This window comes from Rosistilla ulvae, from assembly GCF_007741475.1.
Classification (GTDB): Bacteria; Planctomycetota; Planctomycetia; order Pirellulales; family Pirellulaceae; genus Rosistilla; species Rosistilla ulvae.
The window spans coordinates 7,285,757-7,309,580 of record NZ_CP036261.1; the positions used below are offsets into that span (position 1 = coordinate 7,285,757).

The 23,824-nt window shown below is 58.4% G+C and carries 20 protein-coding genes; 9 read left to right on the plus strand and 11 right to left on the minus strand.

What is annotated here, in order from left to right; translation table 11 throughout:
• Positions 1 to 90 precede the first annotated feature (90 nt).
• Entirely contained in the window at positions 91 to 525 is a 435-nt protein-coding gene (locus EC9_RS25665; protein WP_145348826.1) for a hypothetical protein, read from the minus strand.
• 1,575 nt (positions 526 to 2,100) lie between these two features.
• Positions 2,101 to 4,293: a peroxidase family protein gene (locus EC9_RS25670; RefSeq protein ID WP_145348827.1), complete on the minus strand. Its 2,193-nt coding sequence runs from the start codon at positions 4,291 to 4,293 to the stop codon at positions 2,101 to 2,103.
• A gap of 465 nt (positions 4,294 to 4,758) precedes the next feature.
• Here EC9_RS25670 and EC9_RS25675 point away from each other — a divergent pair, with 465 nt between their 5' ends.
• On the plus strand, positions 4,759 to 5,061 hold the full coding sequence (locus tag EC9_RS25675) for a hypothetical protein (protein WP_145348828.1): 303 nt from the start codon (positions 4,759 to 4,761) through the stop codon (positions 5,059 to 5,061).
• 22 nt (positions 5,062 to 5,083) lie between these two features.
• Here the strand turns inward: EC9_RS25675 and EC9_RS25680 are convergent, their stop codons facing one another.
• Both EC9_RS25680 and hisS read right to left on the minus strand, forming a co-directional pair.
• Positions 5,084 to 6,070, minus strand: a complete 987-nt coding sequence (locus EC9_RS25680; RefSeq protein ID WP_145348829.1) for an AAA family ATPase — start codon at positions 6,068 to 6,070, stop codon at positions 5,084 to 5,086.
• 140 nt (positions 6,071 to 6,210) lie between these two features.
• A complete protein-coding gene (gene hisS / locus EC9_RS25685; RefSeq protein ID WP_145348830.1) occupies positions 6,211 to 7,548 on the minus strand; it encodes a histidine--tRNA ligase in 1,338 nt (445 codons plus the stop codon).
• Between the two features lie 165 nt (positions 7,549 to 7,713).
• On the opposite strand from hisS, the gene EC9_RS25690 reads away from it, so the two are divergent.
• On the plus strand, positions 7,714 to 8,034 hold the full coding sequence (locus tag EC9_RS25690; protein WP_145348831.1) for a P-II family nitrogen regulator: 321 nt from the start codon (positions 7,714 to 7,716) through the stop codon (positions 8,032 to 8,034).
• Between the two features lie 160 nt (positions 8,035 to 8,194).
• On the opposite strand, the gene EC9_RS25695 is transcribed toward EC9_RS25690, so the two are convergent.
• The 3 genes from EC9_RS25695 to EC9_RS25705 form a co-directional block, all read right to left on the minus strand.
• Entirely contained in the window at positions 8,195 to 8,641 is a 447-nt protein-coding gene (locus tag EC9_RS25695) for a DUF4430 domain-containing protein (RefSeq protein WP_145348832.1), read from the minus strand.
• 41 nt (positions 8,642 to 8,682) lie between these two features.
• Positions 8,683 to 9,960 carry a tyrosine--tRNA ligase gene (tyrS, locus tag EC9_RS25700; RefSeq protein ID WP_145348833.1) on the minus strand — a complete coding sequence of 426 codons (1,278 nt, stop codon included), beginning with the start codon at positions 9,958 to 9,960 and terminating at the stop codon, positions 8,683 to 8,685.
• A 101-nt stretch (positions 9,961 to 10,061) separates the two neighbouring features.
• The gene (locus tag EC9_RS25705; protein WP_145348834.1) at positions 10,062 to 11,663 is read right to left on the minus strand and encodes an aldehyde dehydrogenase (NADP(+)); all 1,602 of its coding nucleotides are present in this window, start codon (positions 11,661 to 11,663) and stop codon (positions 10,062 to 10,064) included.
• A 23-nt stretch (positions 11,664 to 11,686) separates the two neighbouring features.
• Here EC9_RS25705 and EC9_RS25710 point away from each other — a divergent pair, with 23 nt between their 5' ends.
• Entirely contained in the window at positions 11,687 to 13,165 is a 1,479-nt protein-coding gene (locus tag EC9_RS25710; protein ID WP_145348835.1) for an SGNH/GDSL hydrolase family protein, read from the plus strand.
• A gap of 236 nt (positions 13,166 to 13,401) precedes the next feature.
• Here the strand turns inward: EC9_RS25710 and EC9_RS25715 are convergent, their stop codons facing one another.
• On the minus strand, positions 13,402 to 14,037 hold the full coding sequence (locus EC9_RS25715) for a YaiI/YqxD family protein (protein ID WP_246105877.1): 636 nt from the start codon (positions 14,035 to 14,037) through the stop codon (positions 13,402 to 13,404).
• Here EC9_RS25715 and EC9_RS25720 point away from each other — a divergent pair.
• On the plus strand, positions 14,032 to 15,801 hold the full coding sequence (locus tag EC9_RS25720) for a glycoside hydrolase family protein (RefSeq protein ID WP_246105878.1): 1,770 nt from the start codon (positions 14,032 to 14,034) through the stop codon (positions 15,799 to 15,801). The two genes, EC9_RS25715 and EC9_RS25720, sit on opposite strands and share 6 nt — an antisense overlap.
• 92 nt (positions 15,802 to 15,893) lie before the next feature.
• Here the strand turns inward: EC9_RS25720 and mntR are convergent, their stop codons facing one another.
• Positions 15,894 to 16,355, minus strand: a complete 462-nt coding sequence (gene mntR / locus EC9_RS25725) for a manganese-binding transcriptional regulator MntR (protein ID WP_145348837.1) — start codon at positions 16,353 to 16,355, stop codon at positions 15,894 to 15,896.
• 220 nt (positions 16,356 to 16,575) lie between these two features.
• Here mntR and EC9_RS25730 point away from each other — a divergent pair, with 220 nt between their 5' ends.
• From EC9_RS25730 to EC9_RS25750, 5 genes are all read left to right on the plus strand, one after another.
• Entirely contained in the window at positions 16,576 to 17,700 is a 1,125-nt protein-coding gene (locus tag EC9_RS25730; RefSeq protein ID WP_145348838.1) for a DUF1559 domain-containing protein, read from the plus strand.
• The gene (locus EC9_RS25735) at positions 17,700 to 18,041 is read left to right on the plus strand and encodes a hypothetical protein (protein ID WP_145348839.1); all 342 of its coding nucleotides are present in this window, start codon (positions 17,700 to 17,702) and stop codon (positions 18,039 to 18,041) included. Before EC9_RS25730 ends, EC9_RS25735 begins: the two co-directional genes overlap by 1 nt.
• Positions 18,042 to 18,346: 305 nt before the next feature.
• On the plus strand, positions 18,347 to 19,444 hold the full coding sequence (locus tag EC9_RS25740; protein ID WP_145348840.1) for a GNAT family N-acetyltransferase: 1,098 nt from the start codon (positions 18,347 to 18,349) through the stop codon (positions 19,442 to 19,444).
• Positions 19,441 to 20,661 (plus strand): GNAT family N-acetyltransferase, encoded by a 1,221-nt coding sequence (locus tag EC9_RS25745; RefSeq protein WP_218934454.1) that lies wholly within the window; start codon positions 19,441 to 19,443, stop codon positions 20,659 to 20,661. Before EC9_RS25740 ends, EC9_RS25745 begins: the two co-directional genes overlap by 4 nt.
• Before the next feature lies 1 nt (position 20,662).
• Positions 20,663 to 21,553, plus strand: a complete 891-nt coding sequence (locus tag EC9_RS25750) for a cupin-like domain-containing protein (protein ID WP_145348842.1) — start codon at positions 20,663 to 20,665, stop codon at positions 21,551 to 21,553.
• Positions 21,554 to 21,776: 223 nt separating this feature from the next.
• Here EC9_RS25750 and EC9_RS25755 read toward each other — a convergent pair whose 3' ends face one another.
• Positions 21,777 to 22,460: an ABC transporter ATP-binding protein gene (locus tag EC9_RS25755; RefSeq protein WP_145123467.1), complete on the minus strand. Its 684-nt coding sequence runs from the start codon at positions 22,458 to 22,460 to the stop codon at positions 21,777 to 21,779.
• A 62-nt stretch (positions 22,461 to 22,522) separates the two neighbouring features.
• A complete protein-coding gene (locus EC9_RS25760) occupies positions 22,523 to 23,755 on the minus strand; it encodes an ABC transporter permease (RefSeq protein WP_145348843.1) in 1,233 nt (410 codons plus the stop codon).
• Positions 23,756 to 23,824 lie beyond the last annotated feature (69 nt).

Sequence of the window (23,824 nt, forward strand, 5' to 3'; positions counted from 1 at the left end):
GGGACCTTCTTCCTGTCAAAGGGGATGACTGATGGTTTTCCAAAACCAAGCGACGCCACAGAGTGCGGCGCCGCACCGATCGACCTTTCGCTAACGCATGGCGACGACGGTCTCGGCCGACGCGTAAGATTCGCTCGCCGAGGCCTCCGCTTCGCGCTCAGCTTGGCGAGCTGCTTTGAGTTGAGCGATCCGTGCGTCGCGGGCTTCTCGCTTCAACATCGCTCGTTCCTTGCGTGCGGCCAATAAGTCCTGTCGCTGCTGGTACTTCTGCGCCACCTGTTGTTGATATGTCTGCTGCCGCATCGCATACAACTGTTGGTTCTGCAAGTACCTCTGTTGTTGCAAGGCGTAGTCGCGTTGATAGGCCAGCGGATCGTAGCGTTGCCCCAAGGCATAACCGGGGCCCGCCGATCCCCCCGACGCACCTCCGCGTCCACCAGAACATTGGGCTTGGGCATCGTTGCCTGCCAACAAGATCGTTGCGGTCACCAACACAGCCAACGTCAAGGCTCGTTTAAACGTCATCGAACACCTTCCTGCGAAAAGCGAGAAAAGAGAAGCAGTCGCCTCGCGCAGTCGACATCAACCGACAAGGCTCAGGCAATAGGGGCGTTTTCCGACCGGCAAGACCACAGTCAAATTCAACTTTCTTCTAAAAATTTGACTCACCGGATGTTGCTGCTCCTTTGGAAGGCCGCTCGCTTGCGACAACGGGCAGGAACGCACCGCAAAAGTTTTGCACCTGAGTGTTTGCTGATCGAAGTTGTTGCTATCACTGCGTCGATGATGGTTCGCAGAAAGCCATCAGCGTCGATTAGAGCGGATCAGTGTTCCTGTTTACCAACCGCTGATCTTCACTGATCGACACTGATTGACTGGAGTCGGAACGACTAAAGCTATGGAGCCATTGTTCGGCGACTCTTCGTATGAAGTCATCAGGGCCGATTAGGGCAGATCAGTGTTCCTGTTTACCAACCGCTGATCTTCACGAATCGACACTGATCGACAGGAGGTGGAGCGACTGGAGCTACGGAGCCATTGTTCGGCGACTCTTCGCATGAAGTCATCAGCGTCGATTAGAGCGGATCAGTGTTCCTGTTTACGAACCGCTGATCTTCACGGATCGACACTGATTGACTGGAGGTGGAGCGACTGAAGCTACGGAGCCATTGTTCGGCGACTCTTCGCATGAAGTCATCAGCGTCGATTAGGGCAGATCAGTGTTCCTGTTTACCAACCGCTGATCTTCACTGATCTTCACTGATCGACACTGATTGACTGGAGGTGGAGCGACTGAAGCTAAGGAGCCATTGTTCGGCGACTCTTCGCATGAAGTCATCAGTGTCGCTTCGGGCGGATCAGTGTTCGTGACTTCCAACCGCTGATCTTCACTGATCGACACTGATTGACTGGAGATGGAGCGACTAAAGTTTCGGCCCCGTTGATTGGCGACAATTCGCAAAAAGCCATCAGCGTCGATTAGAGCGGATCAGTGTTTCTGTCTTCCAACCGCTAATCTTCACTGATCGACGCTGATTGACAGGAATTCAAGCGACTAAAGTTTCGGCCCCGTTGATTGGCGACGCATCGTATGAAGCCATCAGTGTCGATTCGGGCGGATCAGTGTTCCTGACTTCCAACCACTGATCTTCACTGATCTTCACTGATCTTCACTGATCTTCACTGATCTTCACTGATCTTCACTGATCGACACTGATCTTCACTGATCGACACTGATCTTCACTGATCGACAGGAGTTGGCGCGACTAAAGTTTCGGAGCTATTGTTCGGCGACTTTTCACACGAAGTCATCAGCGTCGATTAGGGCGGATCAGTGTTCCTGTTTACGACCCGCTGATCTTCACTGATCGACAGGAGCACCAGGAGTTGGAGCAACTGAAGGTTCGGAGCCGTTAGTCACTCAGAACCATCGTGTTGATTGGGAGCGAACTCCGTTCAACCAACACCCTCCTGAATGGAAACCCTCCCCTTGCATCTTGCTCCGTTCTCTCGGTGACAAAACGAGAAAACAGGCCCAATCGCTTTGGGCCTGCCTGTCCGTCTCTACATTTCCATGTGATCCCCCCTCGCCCCTACTCGTTAGACGACAATCTCGAAATCGAGGCCTCGCAAGCGGGTGGCGCCGTTGGAGACGAGGAGGTCGAGTGTTTCACCGGTCTCGGCGAGACGGATCTGATACTCGCCCGTGTGGACGAAGTTGCTGAAGCGATAGCTCCCTTTGCGATCGGTCGTCGTGCTGTCGATCACGTTCCCTTCGTCATCCAACAACTCCAATTCGACTCCTTCGACAGCCACATCGCGACTCGAATGGTTGTTCCGATTCGACGACGAGCTTCGCGACCGATTCGACGCGGAATTGTCGACGGCTTGCGTGACCGTTCCACTGACCGTGGCGTTCATGAAGAAGACGTCCTCCTGCAAGCCTTCGACGTTGGTGTTTCGCTCGATGATGTCGGCCAACGTCGTCTGCTGCAACTCTTTCAGCTCGCGACCTTCGAAGACGTTCTCATACCAGAACCGATCTCCGTCGCGGATCCTTTCGAATTGATCGGAGATGATCGCTTGATGAGTTTCGCCAACCGACGCTCCGCGAACATGATCCTCCGCCAACAGACCGACCCACAGATCGATGTTGTTGACGTCGCCATACAGCGACTCCAGCTTGCCTTGCAGTTCGACATCGCTGGTGATGTCGGCGAAGCTCTCGACCGGATCGAGCCCATAAGCGACGCGGGTGCTGTTGTAATCAGCCAAGCCATGATCGCGGCCGCGTTGGATGTTCAGCGACACCAGATCAAAACCGCCAGCACCGGGAGGCCCGAACAGGAAGTTCCGCAGGCTATCGACGACCTCCAAATCGATCTGCATCGATTGCGACGAAGCATCGTATTTCAGGATCGAATCGATCCCCGTCTCTTCCAACAGCGAGGGGTTGAAAAACGCTTCGGTCAACGAAATTTCGTCGCGGACCTCAAGCCCATCGTTGTCGAAAAATTCGATGTCGTCGTTAAGCGTACTGTGGCCAAACCGGAACGCGGCAGTCGAGAACTCGTTGGCGATCGAAGGATTGACCGACGCATCGTAACCATCGTAGGAGTCGACCGCATTGTTACCCAACAGCGCCGGCAGAAACTCGTTGTAGGTGATCGATTGGATTTCTGCGATCACGATCGCGCGGGCTTGTTGGTAGATCTCCTCGTCGGTCAGATCGGGATCCGCCGCAGAGATTTCGTCGGCCAGGCGATTATGTTCGCGTGCGAACAACGTTTGGATCGCGGTCAGCGAAATGTTTTCGCTGGCACGAATATCGCCCGCGATCACCATTCCCGATTCATCCAACGGCAGCAGGCCATCGTCGGTGATCACCAAGCGGCCTCCTTCAAACGAACGCAATCCGTCGGCGGTCTCTTGATCCGATCCATAGACCTGCGAACCATCGATGTAGGCGGTGATCGCGTTGACCTGTTCCCGCGGATTGTCGACCGAGGTGCCGGTGGTCAAATCGTACACCGAACGACTCAGCCCAATCGTCACGTCGCCCGAACCACTCGGGTCGAAGTACGGATCGCCGGCGGGTACTGCGATGTCGAACGTTTCGCCATCCTCTTGAGACAGCGAGAGATCGATGTCGTGGTCGATGAACTGTCCCCAAACGTAGAGGAACGCCGACAGGCCACGATCGTTCCCCTCGCTATCGACGCTGGCATCGCTCAACACATTGCTGATCTCTCGAGCGCTCGGCCGATCCTCGCCACCGGGCTCCGATATCCCATCGGCATAGTCGGCATCGGCGACTCGCAACAACGTCGTTCCAGCGGCCCCAAGGTTCTCATCCTCCAAGTTGTTCCCCGTGCCGTCGATCGAACGGACCTCATCGGGCAGGTCGGGGATCGTGCTGCCATTGTCGATCGGCGAGTCGTGGCGATCCTGGCCACCGCGATTGATCCGGTTGAGCACGCGAAGCGCGTCGATCGGACCGCGTCGACCGTCGTTGTTAACGTCGGTGAACATCCCCCCTTCGTCGCGTTGATTCCGCTGAATCGCATTCAAAATGGCCAACGCATCGACCGGCGAAACGATTCCGTCGTCGTTTACATCTTCGGCATCGAAGTAGTTGTGTTGGAACAGATTCAGATCGGCAGCCAGCATCTGACGCGATTCGAGCGTTTCGCTGCGCAGTCGGCGACGGCGGCGGCGCGACCGTTTGGAAGCGCGATTCGATTTGGACCACAACGAGTTGTAAAGCGCACGAAAGGTATCTGCAGGTTTCATACCACACCTTTGTCCAATGACTGGAGAAGAGAAGAAGAGAGTCACGCTTCTCTTGAAAGGCAATTTGCCGGGCTCATTTGTCACGCGCGAAGGACAAATTTTTCTGAGTCGACAGATCGGACGTCCCTCGCAGCGGCGCCTCACGCCACCTTGCAAGCAGTCACACCAGGCAGCCCGCAACAACCAGAGGGGTCACCACGCTCTAGAGATATTCAGTCTTTTTCAGCCTGAAGAATCGACCGGCACGCTCTACCGTTCGGTTCTCCAGCCAACCGGACGTTAACGCGTGGCGGCTGATTCCCACTGCACACACCGACCGCCACACGCTTTCCCTTCCGCGGTATTTTGCTAAAGTGAATCGCACTCCGAGTAGAATCGATGCAGCTCGCGGCGATATCTCAACGCGAACTCACCGAACCCCGCAAGCTGATAAACGACGCACACATTTTGACAGTCCCTTCGATAATGACCGACCCGATCCTGATCCGCTTTGGCATGGCGACCTGGTTTTCATTTATGCTGACCAACCTGTCGATCGCCGCGATGGGGATCGAACTGCGACGGCGAGGCGTGCCGATCCGCTGGCTCTCCTATTCGCTGAACATGCGAGTTCGACTCGAGAAGGTCAACGAAGTGACAGCTGCCTATTGGGAATTCAAAAGAGAGCGCGGTGAGTTCCCTCTGTTCGCTTGCGCATTGCTGACCGCGGCGTTGGGGCTGTTGGTGATCCCCTTTACCGCGTTGTTATATCGCCTGTTGGCCAGCTGAATCGCGTGCCCATTGCCGCCGGTTATGGAACGGGAACGTTGTCCAAGATCTGCCGGATGCAGTCGTCGACCGTTTTGCCTTCGGCTTCCGCTTCGTAGCTCAACATCACGCGATGCCGAAGCACGTCGGGAGCTAACGATTTGACATCGTGCGGTGTGATGTAGTTGCGGCCTTGCAGGAACGCATGCGCCTTGCTCGCCTTCATTAGATTGATCGAACCGCGCGGGCTGGCTCCCGTTTCGATCATCCCTTCGAGGCCGCGGACGCCCAATTCCGCCGGATTCCGCGTCGCCCGAACGACATCGACGACATAGTCGCGGACTTTGTCATCGCACCAAATCTTCTCGACGACGCCGCGGGCTCCCATGATATCCTCGGGAGTCGCGATCGCACTGATCTCCGGCATCGGTTTGCCACCGGCCATCCGATCGACCACTTTGCGCTCTTCATCGCGAGTCGGGTAATCGACCATCACCTTCAGCATGAAGCGATCGACTTGAGCTTCGGGCAACGGATACGTTCCCTCTTGATCGATCGGGTTCTGTGTCGCCATGACAAGAAACGGATCCTCAAACCGGAACGTCTCGGTGCCGATCGTGACCTGCCGCTCCTGCATCGCTTCCAACAACGCGGCTTGCACTTTGGCAGGGGCTCGGTTTATCTCGTCGGCCAGGATCAAGTTCGAAAAGATCGGCCCCTGCTTGATGCTGTACGTCGCCTCTTTGGGATTGAAGACCTCGGTCCCAATCACGTCGGCGGGCAACATATCAGGCGTGAACTGGATCCGCGAAAACCCTGTGTGGATCGCTTTGGCAAGGCTGCTAACGGTCAGCGTCTTGGCCAGTCCCGGCACACCTTCCAGCAGGATGTGACCACCGGTCAACATGCCGATCAACAGACGCGACACCATCGCTTCTTGCCCCACCAGCACCCGGCCCACCTCATCGATCAGCTTGGTGCAGGTTTGCGAATATTGGGCGATTTGTTCGTCGATTTGTGGAGCAGTCATATCGTGAATTGGGATCTCTTGAGCAGGTCGTATTGTATTTTTTCGTTTAACCGCGAGCCCATCGGGCCGCGCGGCCTTGAAAAACGCGGGGCGACGCCCGCGCGGTTAAACTAGATAACTTCCTGCTTGCTGCTTGCTGCTTAGGATTTCAATTTGCTACGAATCGCGTCGAGCAACGGTTCGGGCTGGTCAGCCGACCACTCAACTTCCGTTGTCGATTTATCGCGGAGGTCTTTGATTTGGCACGTCCCCGCGTCGAACTCTTGCGTCCCCGCGATCAGCGCCAGCGTGAACCCGCGGCCATCGGCGTACTTCAGTTGCTGCCCCAGTTTCTTCGGCTCGGGGAACACTTCCACTCCAATCCCCGCCGCGCGGACCGTTGCCGCCAGTTGGAGGTAAGCGTTCAGTTGGCCCTTGTCGAAATACGGGATGAAGACTGGTGCCGGCGTTCGCACTTGCGGAAGCATCTCCAACTGTTCCATCGCCGCCAGCAAGCGATCGAGTCCCAGCGAAGCCCCGACGCCCGGCAGGTGCTGCTTGGTGAACAGTTCGGCCAAGTTGTCGTAGCGACCGCCGCTGCAGACGCTGCCGATCGATGGCAACGCATCCAGGAAGGTCTCGAAAATCACGCCGGTGTAATAATCGAGTCCTCGAGCGATCGTCAGGTCCAACTTCACTCGCGACGCAGGAACGCCAGCGGCAGCGAGCCCTTCGCGCATCTGCTGCAGACGCTCGATCCCCAGGGCAGCTGTGGCGTTTTCACCGGTGATCGTGCTCAATTGAGCGTAGAGATCGTTGGCGTCGACATCGATCTCAGCCAAGCCGAGGACGGCGCGGGCCTGCGATTCGGAGACGCCAGCCGTATCCTGCATCTCTTGAGCGACTTTGTCCGCTCCAATTTTGGCCAGCTTGTCCAACGCCCGAAGCACCAAGACCGAGTGCTCAGCGATTCCCAAGTGCTCCAACAAACCGGTCAACACGCGGCGATCGTTGATGTGAATCTTGAACGCTTCAAATCCGAGCGCCAGCATCAGCGAGTGAATCACCAGCGGCGTCTCGATGTCCGCGGCAACACTTTGGGTGCCGATCGTGTCGAAATCGCACTGAATGAACTCGCGATATCGGCCCGCTTGCGATTTCTCACCTCGCCAAACCGGCGCGATGTGATACCGCTTGAACGGCGTTCCCAATTCGTTGATGTGCTGGGCGGCAAAGCGGGCGAAAGGGACCGTCAGATCGAACCGCATCCCGACGTGACGATCTCCTTGATCGACAAATTGGTACAACTGGCGATCGGTCTCGTCGCTCCCCTTGCCGGTCAAAACCTCAAGGTATTCCAGCGCCGGTGTATCGATCGGCGCGAAGCCAAAACTGCGGAAAACTTCGCGAGCGATCTCCATGCAGCGTTCCCGCGGCATCATGACTTCGGGCAGATAATCGCGGAAGCCTCGAAGCGTTCGCGGCGTGATTAATGACATACGATTGTGGGTGCGTGAAGGAGGAAACACTCAGTAAGGTGGGATTTTAACGCGAACCGCCCCAGGGCGTAAGCAACCCACCGCCGCGCTTGTTCTCCCCTAGCGAGGCCGGTTATAGTGGACGATCGAGTCCCAACTCCAGTCGTCGCCTACGGATTCCCTTTCGTGAAACAAGTCATCGCCGTCGTGAAGCCGTATCTCGCTCAGAAAGTCCTGGGCAGCCTGGAACGTGCGCCGATCGAAGCGATCACAGTCACCGAGGTCAAAGGTTTTGGACGCCAGAAAAGCTATCTCGACCAATACGGAGACAGCGAATATTCCGAGGCGTTTCTGCCCAAAGTCGAGATCACCGCGTGGGTCGAAGACGCTCGCGTCGAGGAGATCCTGGCGAAACTGGTCTCCGTCGCCCGCAGCGGTCGGATGGGAGACGGCAAGATCTTCGTGATGCCGGTGCTCGGGTTCCTGGAAGAACCAAGCGGTGCCTAGCCGCCGATCGCTCTGGCCCGCTGAAACGCCGCCAGCGGCTACCGATCGCGCGATCAAACGCTCATCACATCGCATTTTGGGTCAATCAAGCGCCTTCAAGATTGTGCCAGACTAAAAACGCGGGGCGTTGCCCACGCGGTTAAACGAAAAGCTAGCCCGCTTAGAACTCCGACTCGCCATAAGTCCAGCGAACCAGATCGCCCTCTTTCAGTTCGATCGCCCCGACGCCCGCCTGAGCCCATTCTTCGTTCACGTAATACGACCAGCCTTCGTTTCCGGAAGTCGTTTTGCCGTTGATCGATTGGACAAACGTCATGTCGCCCTTCCCGACGATCTCCAGCTGGACCGTGCCGGGCATCTCCGCGATCTGACGCATCGCATCGGCGACCGTCGAACCAGCTGGCACCGCGTCGAGTGCGATCTCGACAGGTTCTCCTTCGCCAAATTCGAAGACAAACCCGACCGCGATCTTCGCTGAATCCGCCGGCGGAGCTGCGACGGGATCGTCCGCATTCTGGCATCCGGCCACAGCAAGCAACAACAAACAGGTGATCGCAACGATGCGACGAACCCTCGCCGCGGAGGCGGTTTGACAAACGAAGACCATAAAAACTCCCTCGAGCAGACGGGGCGGAACACTAGCGATCGTTAGACGAATCGCAGCAGTGCGTATTTCTTCTTGCCGCGACGCAGCACCATCACCGATTCGCTGGCCAGATCGGCACGCGTCAACTTGATATCGATATCCTGCTGCCGCTGGTTGTTGACGTAGGCACTTCCCTCTTGCACCGCCCGACGCGCTTCGCCATTGCTGGAAACGAGCCCCGATGTCTTAAACGCTTCGACGATCCAAAGCCCCTCACCTTCGAGCGCCGACTTCGGCAGCTCCTTGCTCGGGACATCGGCAAAGATCTGCGTCAGCTCTTTATCCGACAGGTCGCTGATCTCGCCACCAAACAGGATTTGCGAAGCGTTCAGGGCGCTCTTCAGCCCCGCTTCGCCATGGACCAGCTGCGTCAGCCATTCGGCCAGCCGCTTCTGTGCGACCGCGGCACCTGCATTGGTTTCCAGCTCTTGGGCCAGCGACTCGCATTCCTCGCGGTCGATCTCGGTCAGGTAGTGCAAGCAGGTCATCACGTCTTTATCGTCGACGTTTCGCCAGTATTGGAAGAACTCGTAAGGGCTGGTCCGTTCGGCACTCAACCAGATCGTTCCCCGTTCGGTCTTGCCCATCTTGCGGCCATCGCTGGTCAGCAGCAGTGGCGAGGTCATGCCGTACAATTGCGGCGTCCCCATCCGGCGACCGAGGTCGATGCCGGCGGTGATGTTGCCCCATTGATCGCTGCCACCCAACTGCACTCGGCAACCGAGCTGCTTGTTCAGTTCGACAAAGTCGTAGGCCTGCAACAGCATGTAACTGAACTCGGTGTAGCTGAGCCCCGCCTCGCTAGTCAGTCGCGACTTAACCGATTCCTTCCCCATCATCACACCGACGGGAAAGTTCTTGCCGACATCACGCAGGAAGTTCAGGTAGCTAAAGTCCTTCATCCAGTCGAAGTTGTTCACCAACTGAGCGGCGTTGTCGCCGTCGGAGTCGAGGAAACTCTGAACCTGCGACGCGATCCCCGCAACGTTCTTCTCAAGCTGGTCGGCCGATAACAGGTTCCGCTCTTCGCTCTTCCCACTCGGATCGCCGATCATTCCCGTCGCACCGCCGACCAACGCGACCGGACGATGCCCGGCGCGTTGAAAACGACGCAGCATCATTAGCGGCAACAGGCTGCCGACGTGCAGACTGTCGGCCGTCGGGTCGAAGCCCGCGTAGACGCTTTGAGAACCTTCGGACAAGAGTTTCGCAAGTCCCGCTTCATCTGTGACTTGATGGATCAGGTTCCGCCAGCGGAGTTCCGAGAGGATGTCGGTCATAGGTCTGAAAACAGCAGCGTGATGTAGAGAATGGAAACAATACGAACACAGGCCCAACAGCCGGGCCTGCGATTTGGTTCACGAAAATCGAACAAGTCGAATCAAACGTCGGCTTGCGACCACTGGCCGTCGATGAACCGCCAAGTCGACCCGGTCGGATTTTTGTCCTGCAGTAATTCGGGCAGGCGTGCTGGCCGAACGGCATCGAAGCAGGTCAGTTTGGCAAATCGTGGCAACGCGGCTGGAATGCCGACGGCGGTGAAGCCGGGGTGGCCGGTCGATGGATAGGGACCGCCGTGATTCATCGCGGGACTGACAGCGACGCCGGTCGGCATCTTGTCGTTCAAGATCCGGCCGACCTTCGGTTCCAACGCGAAGGCGACTTGCGGATAAACCGCGTCGTCGGATCCGTCGTTCGCCGAATAGATGCACCCGGTCAGATTACCTTCCAACGAATCGATCACTTGGGTCAATTGATCGATGTCGTCGGCAACCACAACCATCGATGCGTTGCCAAACGCTTCGGTCTGGAATGTTTCGGGATCGCTCAGGAACTTCCCGCCCGTTGTTTTCAGCAGCGTGTTGGATCGGGCACAGCGACCTTCGACCGGATCGCCTCCGCCGCAGACCAATTCCGCCCCTGCGTCGCGCAATGTTTGGATTCCCGCCCCCAACGACTTCGTGACCGCGGGCGATAGCAACGTGCCGGGCGTAGCCGCTTGATAGGCAGCCGAGACCGCTTCGACAAATTTGTCCGCGTTCTCACCCTTGGTCATCAAGATGATCCCCGGGCTGGTGCAGAACTGGCCGGTTCCCATCAAGGCGCTACCGACAAAGTCCTTGATGATCGCATCGCCGCGTTCGACCATCGCACCGGGCAGGATCGCGACGGGATTGACGCTCGACAATTCAAGATAGATCGGCTTGCCAGCCCGATCGGCAGCCGCTTTGAGCGCCAGACCGGCGCCACGCGAACCGGTGTATCCGGTCGCGCCAACGCGAGGATCGGCGACCAATCGCTCGCCATCGGCGTGGTTCAAACGATAGATCAATTGAACCGTTGCGGTCGGCAGGTCGGTCGCTTGCAGCGCGGCAAACGCTTCTTCAGCGAAGATCTTGGTCGTTTCGGGATGCGAGCTGTTCGCTTTGCCGATCACGGGGTTGCCCGCTGCGATCGCGGCGGCGAAATCGCCTCCGCTGAGGCTGCCGAAGGCGAACGGAAAGTTATTGGGGCCAAAGACGCAGACCGGCCCCAAGGACTGGTAACACGATCGGATGCCCGCTTTGGTATCGATCGTCGCGGCGGCCCAATCGCCACTGCGGCAGGCGGCGGCCGCCAAACGCAACTGGTTCGTCGTCCGCGGCAGTTCGACGTCGGCTAATCGCGGGCTGGCAGGCAGCCCGGTTTCGCGGTTCGCCGCGGCGACCAAGCGATCTTTGGCGGCGTCGATGCGGTCGGCAAAGGCTTCCAAAAACGCAGCGATTCGCTCGCGTGGCAGCTGACGCAGTTCAGCATAAGCGGCAGCGGCAGCGTTCAGCGCTTCGTCGCAATCCTGCCACGAACTGACCGGAAAAACAGGGCTCAGCAATTCCATGTTGCTTGGATCGGTCGCTTGAAATACGTTAGTATTCGCGGTGTCGAGCGAAGCGGGCCGCCATTGACCGGCAATCAATACAGGTTCGGATTGGGCTGTTGTGGACATGATTTTCCAGGATTCGTTGGGACTTGTATCCAATCAATAAGGCTTCCAAGCATATCGCCCGAGCTGGCTTTTGGCGAGTGTGCCGAGCCCGCGGGATCGCCTTTCGATTGATCGCCCTCGCGATCGGCTTGCTGCCATTGCTGATGATCGAATCGACCCTCTGGGTGCTCGATTTGCCGCGAGCCGAATCGAGGATCGAAGCGATCGGCGAAGCCAACGGCACGCGTCGCCTGTTCCTTCTCAATCGGGCGACCGGACGGTATGAGATCGCTCCGGATCGGTTGAACCTGTTCCGCCCCGATTCTTTTGTCGCTGAAAAGCCAGCCGACCTGAGACGCGTTTTTGTGCTGGGAGGTTCGACCGTCCAGGGCCGCCCCTATCAAATCGAGACAGCGTTTTCGACTTGGCTGGGGCTGGCGCTGCAGTCGTGTCATCCCCGACATCGATGGGAAGTTGTCAATTGCGGCGGCGTTTCATATGCCAGCTATCGCGTGGCGGCGATCCTCGACGAAGTGCTCCAATACCAACCCGATGCGATCATCTTATACATCGGACACAATGAATTTCTGGAGCGTCAGTCGTTCGGCCAGCTGCAACGCTTGCCCGACTGGCTAGTCCCGTCGCTGAGTGCGGTGGAGCGGATGAGGACGTTTCAATTGCTGCGCAGCCAGATCTTCGCCGACGCCGCGTTGGAACCGAGCACCCGCGAATTGCTGACTCACAACGTCGACGCACTGCTGGACAACCAAGGCGGCCTGGCGGAATATCATCCCGATGCGCCGCCGCGCGAGGCGGTGGAAGAGGCGTTTGCCGACAACCTCGACGCGATGATCGCCTATTGCAGGCAGCGGAATGTGCCGGTCATCGTCTGCTGTCCGGCGAGGAACCTTGTCGATTGTCCGCCATTCAAATCGGAACCGCTGGTGCCGCTGGACGATTCCGATCAGCGAGCATTCGACGTGGCGATGGCGACAGCGACCGACGAACAGGCCGCGGCAGCCGACCGCATCGCGGCGCTTCGCACGGCGCAAGCGATCGATCCCCCAAACCCAAGCGTCGCGTATCGGCTGGGGCGACTGATGTTGCAGGCCGGGGAAATCGAGACGGCGCGGCAACAACTGACACTTGCCGCCGACAACGACAGTTGCCCGTTGCGGATTCGCAGTTCGATGCAGAGTCAGATCCGTGCGATCGCCGCGCAACGACAGGTGCCGCTGCTGGACGTCGATCGACTGATGCAATCGCACAGCCGCAACGGATTGGTCGGGGCAAAGTGGATGGTCGACCATGTCCACCCGACGGTCCACGGCCATCAAATGATCGCCGACGCTCTACGGGAGATCTTCGTCGACCAGCGTCTGACAACAAGCGACGTCGATTGCCAAAGCAACCGCGAAGCAGCCTATGCCGATCACCTGCGATCGCTCGACGAAAGCTACTTCGTCCGCGGCCAACAGCGTCTGGAAGGACTCAAGCAATGGGCCGCCGGCCGAGCGAGATAGTGACGCGATACGCCCCGAAGGGGCAGCCATTTGCATAGCCCAGGGCGACGAAGCCCTGGGGGCCGGAAAAGCATTTAATGGATGACGCCCTGTAAGGGCAAGCGAAGAAGAGCCGCCCTTTCAGGACTAGCGATTCCGACACACCCGATGACACCCAGGGCGTTGCCCTGGGCTATGCAAATGACTGCCCCTTCGGGACGCTCCTACCCAACAACCGAAACTCTTGACAAGTGCCGCTACTTCTTCGCACGCTCGGCCAACCGGAGGGCTCGGGTCAACAGGCGGTCGAAGGTGGCGGCAAACGCTTTTTTATCGGTCTCGCCGTAGGGAGCGGTTCGGCCGACAACCATCCCCGCACCGCGAAGGTCGTCCATAAAGTTACGCATCGACAACCGGCTGGTGATCGTTTCGGGCGAATACTCTTCGCCGCGCGGGTCGATCACAAACAACCCTTTCTCGACTAAGTCACCCGCCAACGGCAGATCGGCCGTGATCGCCAGATCGCCTCGCTGGCCCTCCGCTGCGATGTAGCGATCCGCCTGATCCGCTCCCTCGCGAACCTGGATCGATCGAACCATCGACAAACTGGCGGGAACCTCCATCATTCGGTTGGCGACCAAAATCGTTTCGACATCCAATCGCTTGGCGGCGCGAAATACGATCTGCTTGACATCCATGGGAGCCGCATCGGCATCGATCCAAATCTTCACTTCGCTGAGCTCCTGAGCGTCGCCGCCACGGACGGGGCACTTCAATTTTTCCAAGATTCCAACCGCAGCCAAAGAACCGACAACGGCAGTCGTGTAACATAGTTCCAGCTTACCTTCGTCTGCCCACCTTTGAAAATCCTGCCCCAAATGAATCGCATGCAACTCTCCTTCTCAAACCGCATTGTCGTCGCGGTCGCCTTGTTTCTCGTGGCTCCCGCCTGTGGTGCCGCTGAACCATCGATCCGCGAACTGAACCGCTTCGCCGCCGCCGAAGCCCAACAGGCCGTCGCCGTCGACGCGACTTCTTATTGCGCGATCTCCAGCCAATCGATCGGTCGCTATGAAAAACAAACCAACAAACCGATCGCCAATTGGACAGCACCCGCCGATTCGACGATCCAGCATCTGAACAGCGGTCTCGTCTACGACGGCCGTCTGTATTGTGCCCATTCCAACTGGCCCGCCTCGCCGCTGAAGAACACGCTTGAAATCTTTGACGCCGCGACGCTGAAACCTTTGGAGAGCAAGGCGTTTCCCGAAAGCGAAGGAGCGATCAACTGGATCGATCGCCAACACGACGCGTGGTGGATCGTGTTTGCGTTTTACGGCGAAGAGGCCAGCCGAACCCAGCTGGTTCGATACGACGACAACTGGAAACCGACAGGCCACTGGAGTTTCCCGGAACCGGTCGTTCAGCGATTCCTGCCCAACAGCAACTCCGGCGGCAGCTTTGGCCCCAACGGCAACCTGTACGTGACCGGGCACGATCGCGGCGAACTGTATGTTTTGGACGTTCCTGAGGCCGACGGCGAATTGATCCATGTCAACACACTGGCCGCGCCGATCGCGGGGCAGGGCATCGCATGGGACCGCAGCGACGTCGGATCGCTGTACGGGATCGTCCGTGGCAACAAAGAAGTCGTTGCGATGCAGATGTCCAACACCGAAGAGTTCACGAAATTGAAGCGTCCGGTGGAGTGGGTTCGCAATAAAAACAATCCCGTGATACCGCCGCGGGGCGAAGGATTTGATGCCACGCGTTGCATGAACCCATGGGTCGTCCGCAGCGGCGACAACTATCGCGTCTTCTACGCCGGCAGGGACAAGGCGGGGACGCACACGCTCGGGATGGCGACGTCGGCAATTGGCGACCTCGCAGATTGGGAGCGAACAGGTCCGCTGTTCGGCTCCGGCGCCCCCGGTTCGTTTGACGCCAAGTGGTGCGTGCTGCCACATGCTGTCAAATTTGGCGAGGCGCAGTGGCATCTGTATTACACCGGCAACGCCGGGCGTGGCGTGGGGCTGAGCTCCTTTCCAGGACTTGGCGTGGCGACCAGCAGCGATGGAATCAACTGGACTCGCAGCGATCGCCCGCCGGTTCTAGCTCCCAGCGGAGAATACGGCACTCCCGACGCGATCGGGATCGCTGGCGGATCGTTGATCGCGGTCGATCAGCCCGACGGGTCGAAGCAGTGGTGGTTCTATTACACCGGATGTCCAACGACCGGCAAGGCGCATGCGCTCAACCAGCAGAAGACGATCTGCCTGGCGGTTTCCGACGACGGCATCCACTGGGAAAAGCGTGGCGCCGTGATGCTCCGCAACCCCGAACGCGACTACGAAAACATCGCCGTCGCTGGCCCCGTGGTGCTGCGGGATGACGACGGCCTGTACCGCATGTGGTATTCAGCGATCGGCACGCGATGGGGCTTTTATTCGATCGCGTACGCCGAATCGGACGATGGCATCTATTGGCGCCGCGGAGTTAAATCGGACGACAACCTGCAACTCACTCCCAACGGTTCGGGCTGGGAAAAACAGATGGTCGAATACCCAACCGTGATCCGCGAAGGAGACCATCTGCGGATGTTCTATTGCGGCAACGGCTACGGCACCACCGGAATCGGAACCGCTGTCTCGAAGTAGCCATCGCCGATTCGATAACCGTGCTGCAACATAGCCTCCGCCGCTTGAATTCAAGCGGTGAGAGGCTGGTCAACCCAGCCAATGCGCCCGAATTATTCGGGCCAGCCTTTGGTCAGGACGCGTTTCATCGCAGCCAGCGTTTCTTTGCTGACATGATGCTCGATCCCCTCGGTGTCCGCGGCGGCCGTCTGCTCGCTGACACCCAATCGACGCAGAAACGCCTCGACAATCTCGTGCCGCTTCCGCGATTGCGTCGCCAATCGCTTCCCCTTCGCTGTAAGTTCGATCGGCTGATACGGCTCGGTCTGCACCAACCCGTCCCGCTGCAAACGCCCGATCGTATTGTTGACCGTGGCGTGCGTAACAGCAAATTGATTGACTAAATCGACGGCGCGACAGACCCCACGCTGAGCGATCGCGTCGGCGATCGCTTCGACATAGTCCTCCGCAACCTCGCTAGCGTGGTCGGATCGAGTGCGTTGATGCGTCTTGGAGGGCAAACCAGGATCCCTTAAAGGTGCGGATGCGGCGTCGGTTCCGCTGTCAGGCGGCAGAAATTCCCGGCTCGCGGGGGACCCTGGATTCTATCAATTTTGAATTTTCGACTGAACCCCCTTGATCTTGCCCCACCCGCCGCACTAGTTTAGCACCACCTAAGTTAGCCCGCACTAACTCGAGGCAGACACGACGAAGAACCTGCTTCTCTTACTTGCATGCAAACTTAGCCTCCGCTAACTCTGAAAATTCAATCAACCACAACCGAAGGGTCATATCATGCGAGTCGAACGTTTTCTCATTCGCAAAGATTTCCAAACCGCCCACCACAAAAGGTCTCGCCGACGAGGGTTTACGCTAGTCGAACTGCTTGTTGTGATCGCGATCATCGGGCTGCTAGTCGGCCTGTTATTGCCAGCCGTCCAGGCGGCTCGCGAGACGGCGCGGCGGATGACGTGCAGCAATCAACTGAAACAAATTGGACTGGCAACGCACAACTACCACTCCACCTTCGGACGGTTCCCTTCGGGCTACGTCTCTTATCCGACAAGGAACGGTTCGGCCCCCGCTTCGGTTCAGATCGATCCGCTGACCTGGGACGCCGGTCCCGGCTGGGGTTGGTCGACGGGGTTGCTGCCGTTTGTCGAAGCAAGCACGTTGATCGACAACATGCGAATCGATCAACCGATCTGGTCCGTTGCGAACCGACAAGCGATCGCAACAACGCTGCCATTGTTTTTGTGCCCCAGCGCCACCGGCGGCGACGAACCGTTTGACGTTCAGGGCGCGTCGGGCAACCCTTTGAGCATCGGTGGCGGGACGGTTCGCGTCGGACGCAGCCACTATGTCGCCAGCCACGGTCAAGAGAGTTGTTGGGGCGAATGCGGTTCGGCAGCGACGGGAGAGATTTTTACAAACATCTACACGTCGACGACAACGATCGTGGCGATCGATGGCGATGCGGGGCGAGTGGCCGACGGGCCGTTCTTTCGGAATTCCAAAACGCGATTCCGCGACGTGACCGATGGGACCACCAACACGATCTTTTTTGGTGAGCACAGTTCCGCGCTGAGCGACAAAACGTGGGTGGGCGTCGTGCCCGGTGCCTACACACATCCACAGTTTTCTTCGCCCGAAAACGGTCCCGACGCCGCGGCGACGCTGACGCTGGTACACGCCGGGCCATCGGGTGGCGAGCTGGATATCACCGGCAGCCCGATCATTCACCCGGTCAACTTCCCCACCTATCACGTCGGTCAAATGTACTCGCAGCATCCCGGCGGCGGGATGGTTTGCATGGGCGATGGAAGCGTTCGCTTTGTCAGCGAATACGTCGATCTGTTCCTGTGGGCGGAACTGTCGAGCATGAACGAAGGGGAAGTCATCGCTGGGGAGGCGCTGTGATGGGAGCTTCGAAATCAGAAACATCGCTGGCACGTTTCGGCTGGGCGAGCGTTGCAGTTGCGATCGTCGCTGCGGGACTGTGGTGGTGGATGCAACCGCCGGCACCGCTCAGCGAAAACGGATACGACCTGACGATCGCCCTCTATCGCGTTTGCAACCAACGCAGCGACGAGGGGCTGCAGCGGATCGAGGAGTTGTTGGACGAGAGTCGATCGACGGCGGCGGCGAGCGATCCATCGCATGGGATCGTCGCGGCGATCGTTGCTCAAGCGAAAGCCGGAGACTGGGAATCAGCAGCCCGAGCATCGCGTCGGGCGTTGGAAGACCAAGTCAAACGCTGAGCGCCGGGCGGTGCTGCCGTCATGTTCGGCGCGATCGCTGCGATCGGTGCAGTCTCATCGCAGCGATCGGCCGATCGGATCGGTTGCTCATAATTCGAACCTTCCCAGTCGGCTGGCGGCAGATTTGTGATCTACGTTTACTAGGCGTGCCCGATCCATCGATGCGATCGCATGCGGCTTCAACCCCTTCAAAAATTGCACGTTGAACACGCCCGGCGATGGGCTGACAGCAGGTGATGAACGCGCATCTATCCTCGGCGCGATGAAGCCTCCACTCACAACTCAAGACGCTGGTAAGCCGACGAATGAATCTACGGATTGTCAAAAGCGAAGCTGAATTCATGCAGCTGCAGGAAGCCTGGGACGCGCTGGATCCCGCACCGATGCAGAGCTTCGCCTGGAACTTCGCATGGTGGCAAAGCTTCAGCCGCTATAACGCGCTGCGGATCTATTGCTACGAAGATCAAGGGACCGTTGTCGGAATCGCACCGTTCTATTTTGACCGTCGCCTTGGCCAACGCGCTTTGAAGTTCCTCGGCAGCGGGATCACATGCAGCGATTACGCGCAATTGATCGTCGCCGACGAACACCGCCAAGATTTCCTTTCCGAGATCGCCGAAGACGTCCGCCAGTCGCGGTTCATCCGGATGGTCGAACTCGACGGCGTCCTAGCCGATCCCTCCCAAAACCCCGACCTCAAGATCGTCGACCAATTGGGAACTCCCTTCTGGCGATACGACCGCGACGTCGATTCGTCTTGGCTTTTGGAACTGCCTGATTCTTGGGACCAATTCCTCAAGCAATCGGCTTCCAATTTACGCCGCAAGGTTCGCAAAGCTGCCCGCCGGATCGACGGCGGCGAGGTGCAGATCCGTTCGACCCGCGACGACCTGTCGGTCGAATCGGCATTTGCGACGCTGGTCCGTCTGCATCTGGAACGAACCGATGCCAAGGGGCTGCAGTCGGCGTTTTGCGATCCCGAATACGTCCGCTTCCTGCATGCCGCCGCGGCCGATTTGATCCCTCAGGGGAAAGCTGAAATCCTGATTGCGGAACATCAAGGCAAACCGATCGCCGTCCATTTCAACTTGCAGGGCCCACGCGGTCCCCAGTTGTATCAGTCCGGCGCGTCGCGCGATGCAATGGAACTGGAACCCGGATATCTGCTGTTCACTCATGTCATCCGGCGGACGATCGGTGAAGGGATTGCGGAGTTCGACTTCCTCCGCGGCGACGAACCCTACAAAAAGTTCTGGGGTGCTCGCCCTGTCCACTTAGCAACGGTGCGGTGTGTGTCGAAGAGTTTGTTCACGACTGCTGGGCATAAGCTGGCTCTTGGCGCACGGCGACTGAAAAACGATCTACGCAGCTTTCAATGGCGTGGGCTGGGAGTGGCTCGATGATCCAAAAGCTGTCGACGTCACTGCTGAAATCAACGGCTTCAAAGTCCAAAATCGGGCAAAAACATTACCGCGTGGCCGAAGTCGATCTGCCGCAACTCGACTTCCACGGCCGGATCGTTCGCGACCTCGAAGAACTCGAATCGATCGTCGATCGCTGGCAGCGATTGATGGAAACCGCGATCCACCCCAATCTCTTCTTCGACCCCGATTTCCTGATCCCCGCGCTACGGCACCTGAACGATCGCGATGCGGCGGTACTGGTGATCGAAGCCCCGCGGCGAATGCATCCCGAAGGGGATCCGGTCCTGTGCGGGCTGATGCCGTTGATCCGTAAACGAATTTACGGCCTGCCATTGTCTGGCCGCGAAATCTGGAAACACGATCAGTGCTTCGATTGCACTCCGCTGTTACGCCGGGATTGCGCCGCCGAAGCCTGGCGGTTTGCGCTCGAATATTTGGCGACCGAGCAGGGCGTGCAATTGCTGAGCATGAATACGGTCAGCGGGCAGGACCAATTTGCGAATCTGATCACCGATCATTTCTACGCCGCGTCGACGACAGTCTTCCACCGCGACGCATTCACGCGAGCCTGCTTCCAGCCGGCCCCCGATGCGGAAACCTATCTAAATGCTCAAGTCTCCAAGAGCACGCGAAAGGGAACGCAGCGATTGAGTCGCAAGCTGGCCCAGCAGGGCGCACTGACAACAGGTTGCGCCGATCAAGACGACCACGCGACGTGGATCGAAGAGTACATCGCGTTGGAAGCGGCGGGATGGAAGGGACGCCAAGGGACCGCGTTTGACAGCAGCGATGGATCTCGTGAATTCTTTCGCGAGATGGCAACGCGGATGCTAGAGAAGAACAAAATGCAGATCCTCAAGGTTTCGCTCGACGATCGCCCGATCAGCATGATGTGCGATCTAGTGACATCCGAACGCGGGGCGCATTTCAAAACCACCTTCGACGAAACGCTACACGAATATTCGCCCGGCTTGATCGCCGAACTGGAGAACATCCCGATCATGCACGACCGTGGATTGGAGATCGTCGATTCGTGCGCCGATCCGGACCACTCGATGATCAACCGCGTCTGGCCCGACCGGATCCGATTTCAAAGTCTCGTCGTGGCGTTGGGCGGCAAGCTGTCGCAAGTCGCCGTGGCCAGCCTACCGATGCTCCAGCTGGTTCGTCACTCATTTAAGAAGAAGGGAAAATAAGATGCTACAACCACTCCCCACCGCGCTCAGCCAAGACCATTTGTGCGACCTGAACCAGCAGAAGTTTATCGACGATTTCAATCGCCGTCCGTTTAAGATCGGGCATCAATTGAGCGATCACCCGTTGTTCGCATTGGAATCGTTGATCGAATTGTCGAAAGACTTGCCGGCCGACCGCGTCGAATACAACGCTGGCAACCTGCCGGTATCACAAGACCCGACATCGACGCCACAAAATGGGCTGTCGGTGGAAGAGACGATCCAACGGATTCAACAGTGCCAGTCATGGTTGGTGTTGAAAAATGTCGAACTGAACAATCAGTATGGCGATCTGTTGGATCAATGCCTGGACCAGGTCAAGCCACTGGCGGCGTTGGTCTCCGAAGGGATGACGCACAAGCAGGGCTTCATCTTCATTTCGTCTCCCGGTTCGGTGACGCCATTCCATATCGATCCGGAGAACAATTTTCTCCTGCAGATCCGCGGCACGAAGAAGGTCTGGATGTTCGGGCAGAACGATCGCGAAGTCCTCCCCGAAACGCAAGTCGAAGACTTCTTCTCCGGCGCTCACCGGAACATGCAGTTCGAAGAACGGTTCCGCGAGCGTGGCGAGCAGTTCGATCTGTCACCCGGCGAAGGTTTGCACTTCCCCGTCGTGGCGCCGCACTACGTCGAAAATGGCCCCGAGGTCTCGGTCTCGTTCAGCATCACCTTCCAGACCCAAGACTCCTCGGATCGGCAAACCCTTCATCGCTTCAACCGCCACCTGCGACGGATCGGTTTGACGCCGTCGAACGTCGGTGAGCGTCCCGGTCGCGACAACGCAAAATTGGCGATGTTGCGGACGCTGCGGAAGGTGAAGAATATCGTGCGCCGTCCCGCGGACGCGTAGTAACCGTCGGGCCTTTGGCCCGTTGAGGGGCGAGGAACCGTTCGTGAATTCAAACGCCGCCCCCGGCGGGGACGCACGTCGATCTGCGATCCCTTCGGGAGCGTCGCGTGCCGTGGTATCGTGTTCCGGAGGTGCGCCGCTGCGCGTCGACCTCCGGCTACCATCTGCGCGATCCCTTCGGGATCACCGTGGCGAACACAACTGCAACTCCGACCAACACGTGCTAGGCGGCTTTGGCTGTGGCAACTTCTTGTGTCACGCCCGCGACTAGACGGATCGTTCGGTTGGCGAACGACGCGGTCTGGGCATCGTGAGTTACCATCACGATCGTGCGTCCGTCGTTGTGGAACTCGGTCAGATATTCCATCACTTGCACGCGAGTCTCGGCGTCGAGATTTCCCGTCGGTTCGTCGGCTAAGATGATCTGAGGATCGTTGGCCAACGTCCGCGCCAGTGCGACGCGTTGTTGTTGCCCTTGGCTCATCTCCGACGGACGGTGATCGCTGCGGTCGGCGAGTCCGACGCGATCCAACAACTCCAACGCGTGCTCTCGCTGCTGTTGAGCGCTCAGTCCCGACAGCATCAGTGGAATCTGCACGTTTTCACATGCGGAGAGCCAATGGATCAGATTGAACGACTGGAATACGAAGCCGATCTTTTCGCGCCGCAGCTCAGCTCGGCTCTCGATCGACAGATCGTACAGCGACTGGCCATCGAGCATGATCTGACCGGTCGTGGGAGCCAACATGCCTCCCAACACCGACAGCAACGTCGTCTTTCCGCTGCCGCTGGGACCAACGATCGCGATGAAGTCATTGTCGGCGATTTCGAGATTGGAGTCGTCCAGAGCGGTCACGATTTGACCGCGACGCTGGTACGTATGAGTGACCGATTGCAGGCGATACATGACAGTCCTTCCTTGAAAATGAGAGCGTTGAATTGTGGTGATGGTTCGCAAAGACTTGCGAATCAGGCGTCGTTGAAGACCAGGCAGGGATCGACTCCAGCGGCGCGGCGAGCTGGCAGCAGGCTGGCCAATACAGCGACGACAGTGGCGGTGGCCATGCCGACGCCAAGCAGGCTGGGCATCGGTTGGACGTGAACGCCTAACAATTGAGGGCCGAGGATCGCGGCCAGGATCGTTCCGGCAGCAAACCCGCCGACGCCGCCGGCCAAGCCCAACAACGTCGCTTTGCCCAAGAACATTTTTGTCACGAAGCCGCGGGTGGCACCAAGAGCCATCAGCGTGCCGATCTCTTTGCGGCGTTCGGTTACGTTGGCGTACATCACGCTGGCGATGCTCGCACCACCGACCAGCAACAGGATCGAAAAGAAGACCCACGACAATCGCGACATCAGACCGTTAACGGCGATCTGTGTCTCGACCACTTGAGCGATTGTGATCACGCGCGTGTCCGGCAACTCAGCCGACAGCTTGCCGATCAATCCGCCGGCGGCTTCTTCACAGCAGGCCATGATCTCGATCACGTTCACAACCGGGCCAGCTTCGGAGAGATCTTGCACGCTGTGCAGGTGAGCAAAGACGCGGCCGTCATCGATCGTTCCGGTGGCTGGCAGAATCGTCAGCACCTTAAATTCTTCGCCCAACAACGGCAGCTTGTCGCCGACGCTGGCTCCCAATTGTGTGGCGATGTCGCGTCCCAAGATCACGTCGCGATCGCCCAATTCGTCGATCGTGCGGTTGGTCGCCAAGGAATCGGGATCGTTGTCGCCAGCCGATGGAACGGAAGCTTTGGGGGCACAGCAACCGGCGTCGGTGCCAACGGCATTAGTCAACATCCCGAGCCCCTGCCAAGCCGACTTGGCTTGGAATTCGCTGCGTGGCAAGATGCCAGTCAGCGTCACGGGAATCGAATCGACGTCGGCGGCGACGCACAATTTCGGAGCCAGGTTTTCGACGCCGGCCAGTCGCGCCAGGGCCAGCTGGCTGACATACGATTCGGGCATCGTGTGGCCATGCATATCGGCCGAATAATAATCTTGCAAGCTAACGTTCGGTGGCAGCACCAAGACGTTGGCTCCCAGCGATTCCATGTCCCCTGCGATTTTTCGCTCCGAAAAAACCGTGATGTTCTGGATCGCAACCAGCGCGGTCACGCCAAGGGTTACCGCCAGCAGACTTGTCAGCATCGGGGTCGGCCGCTGCCACAGTTCTTTCCAAATCATGGACTTCAGTTGCATGGATTCCGTTCCTTGAGAGAGCTTTTCGTTTTTTGGAGAGGGGCGATTTTCAGCAACACCGCGGGGACG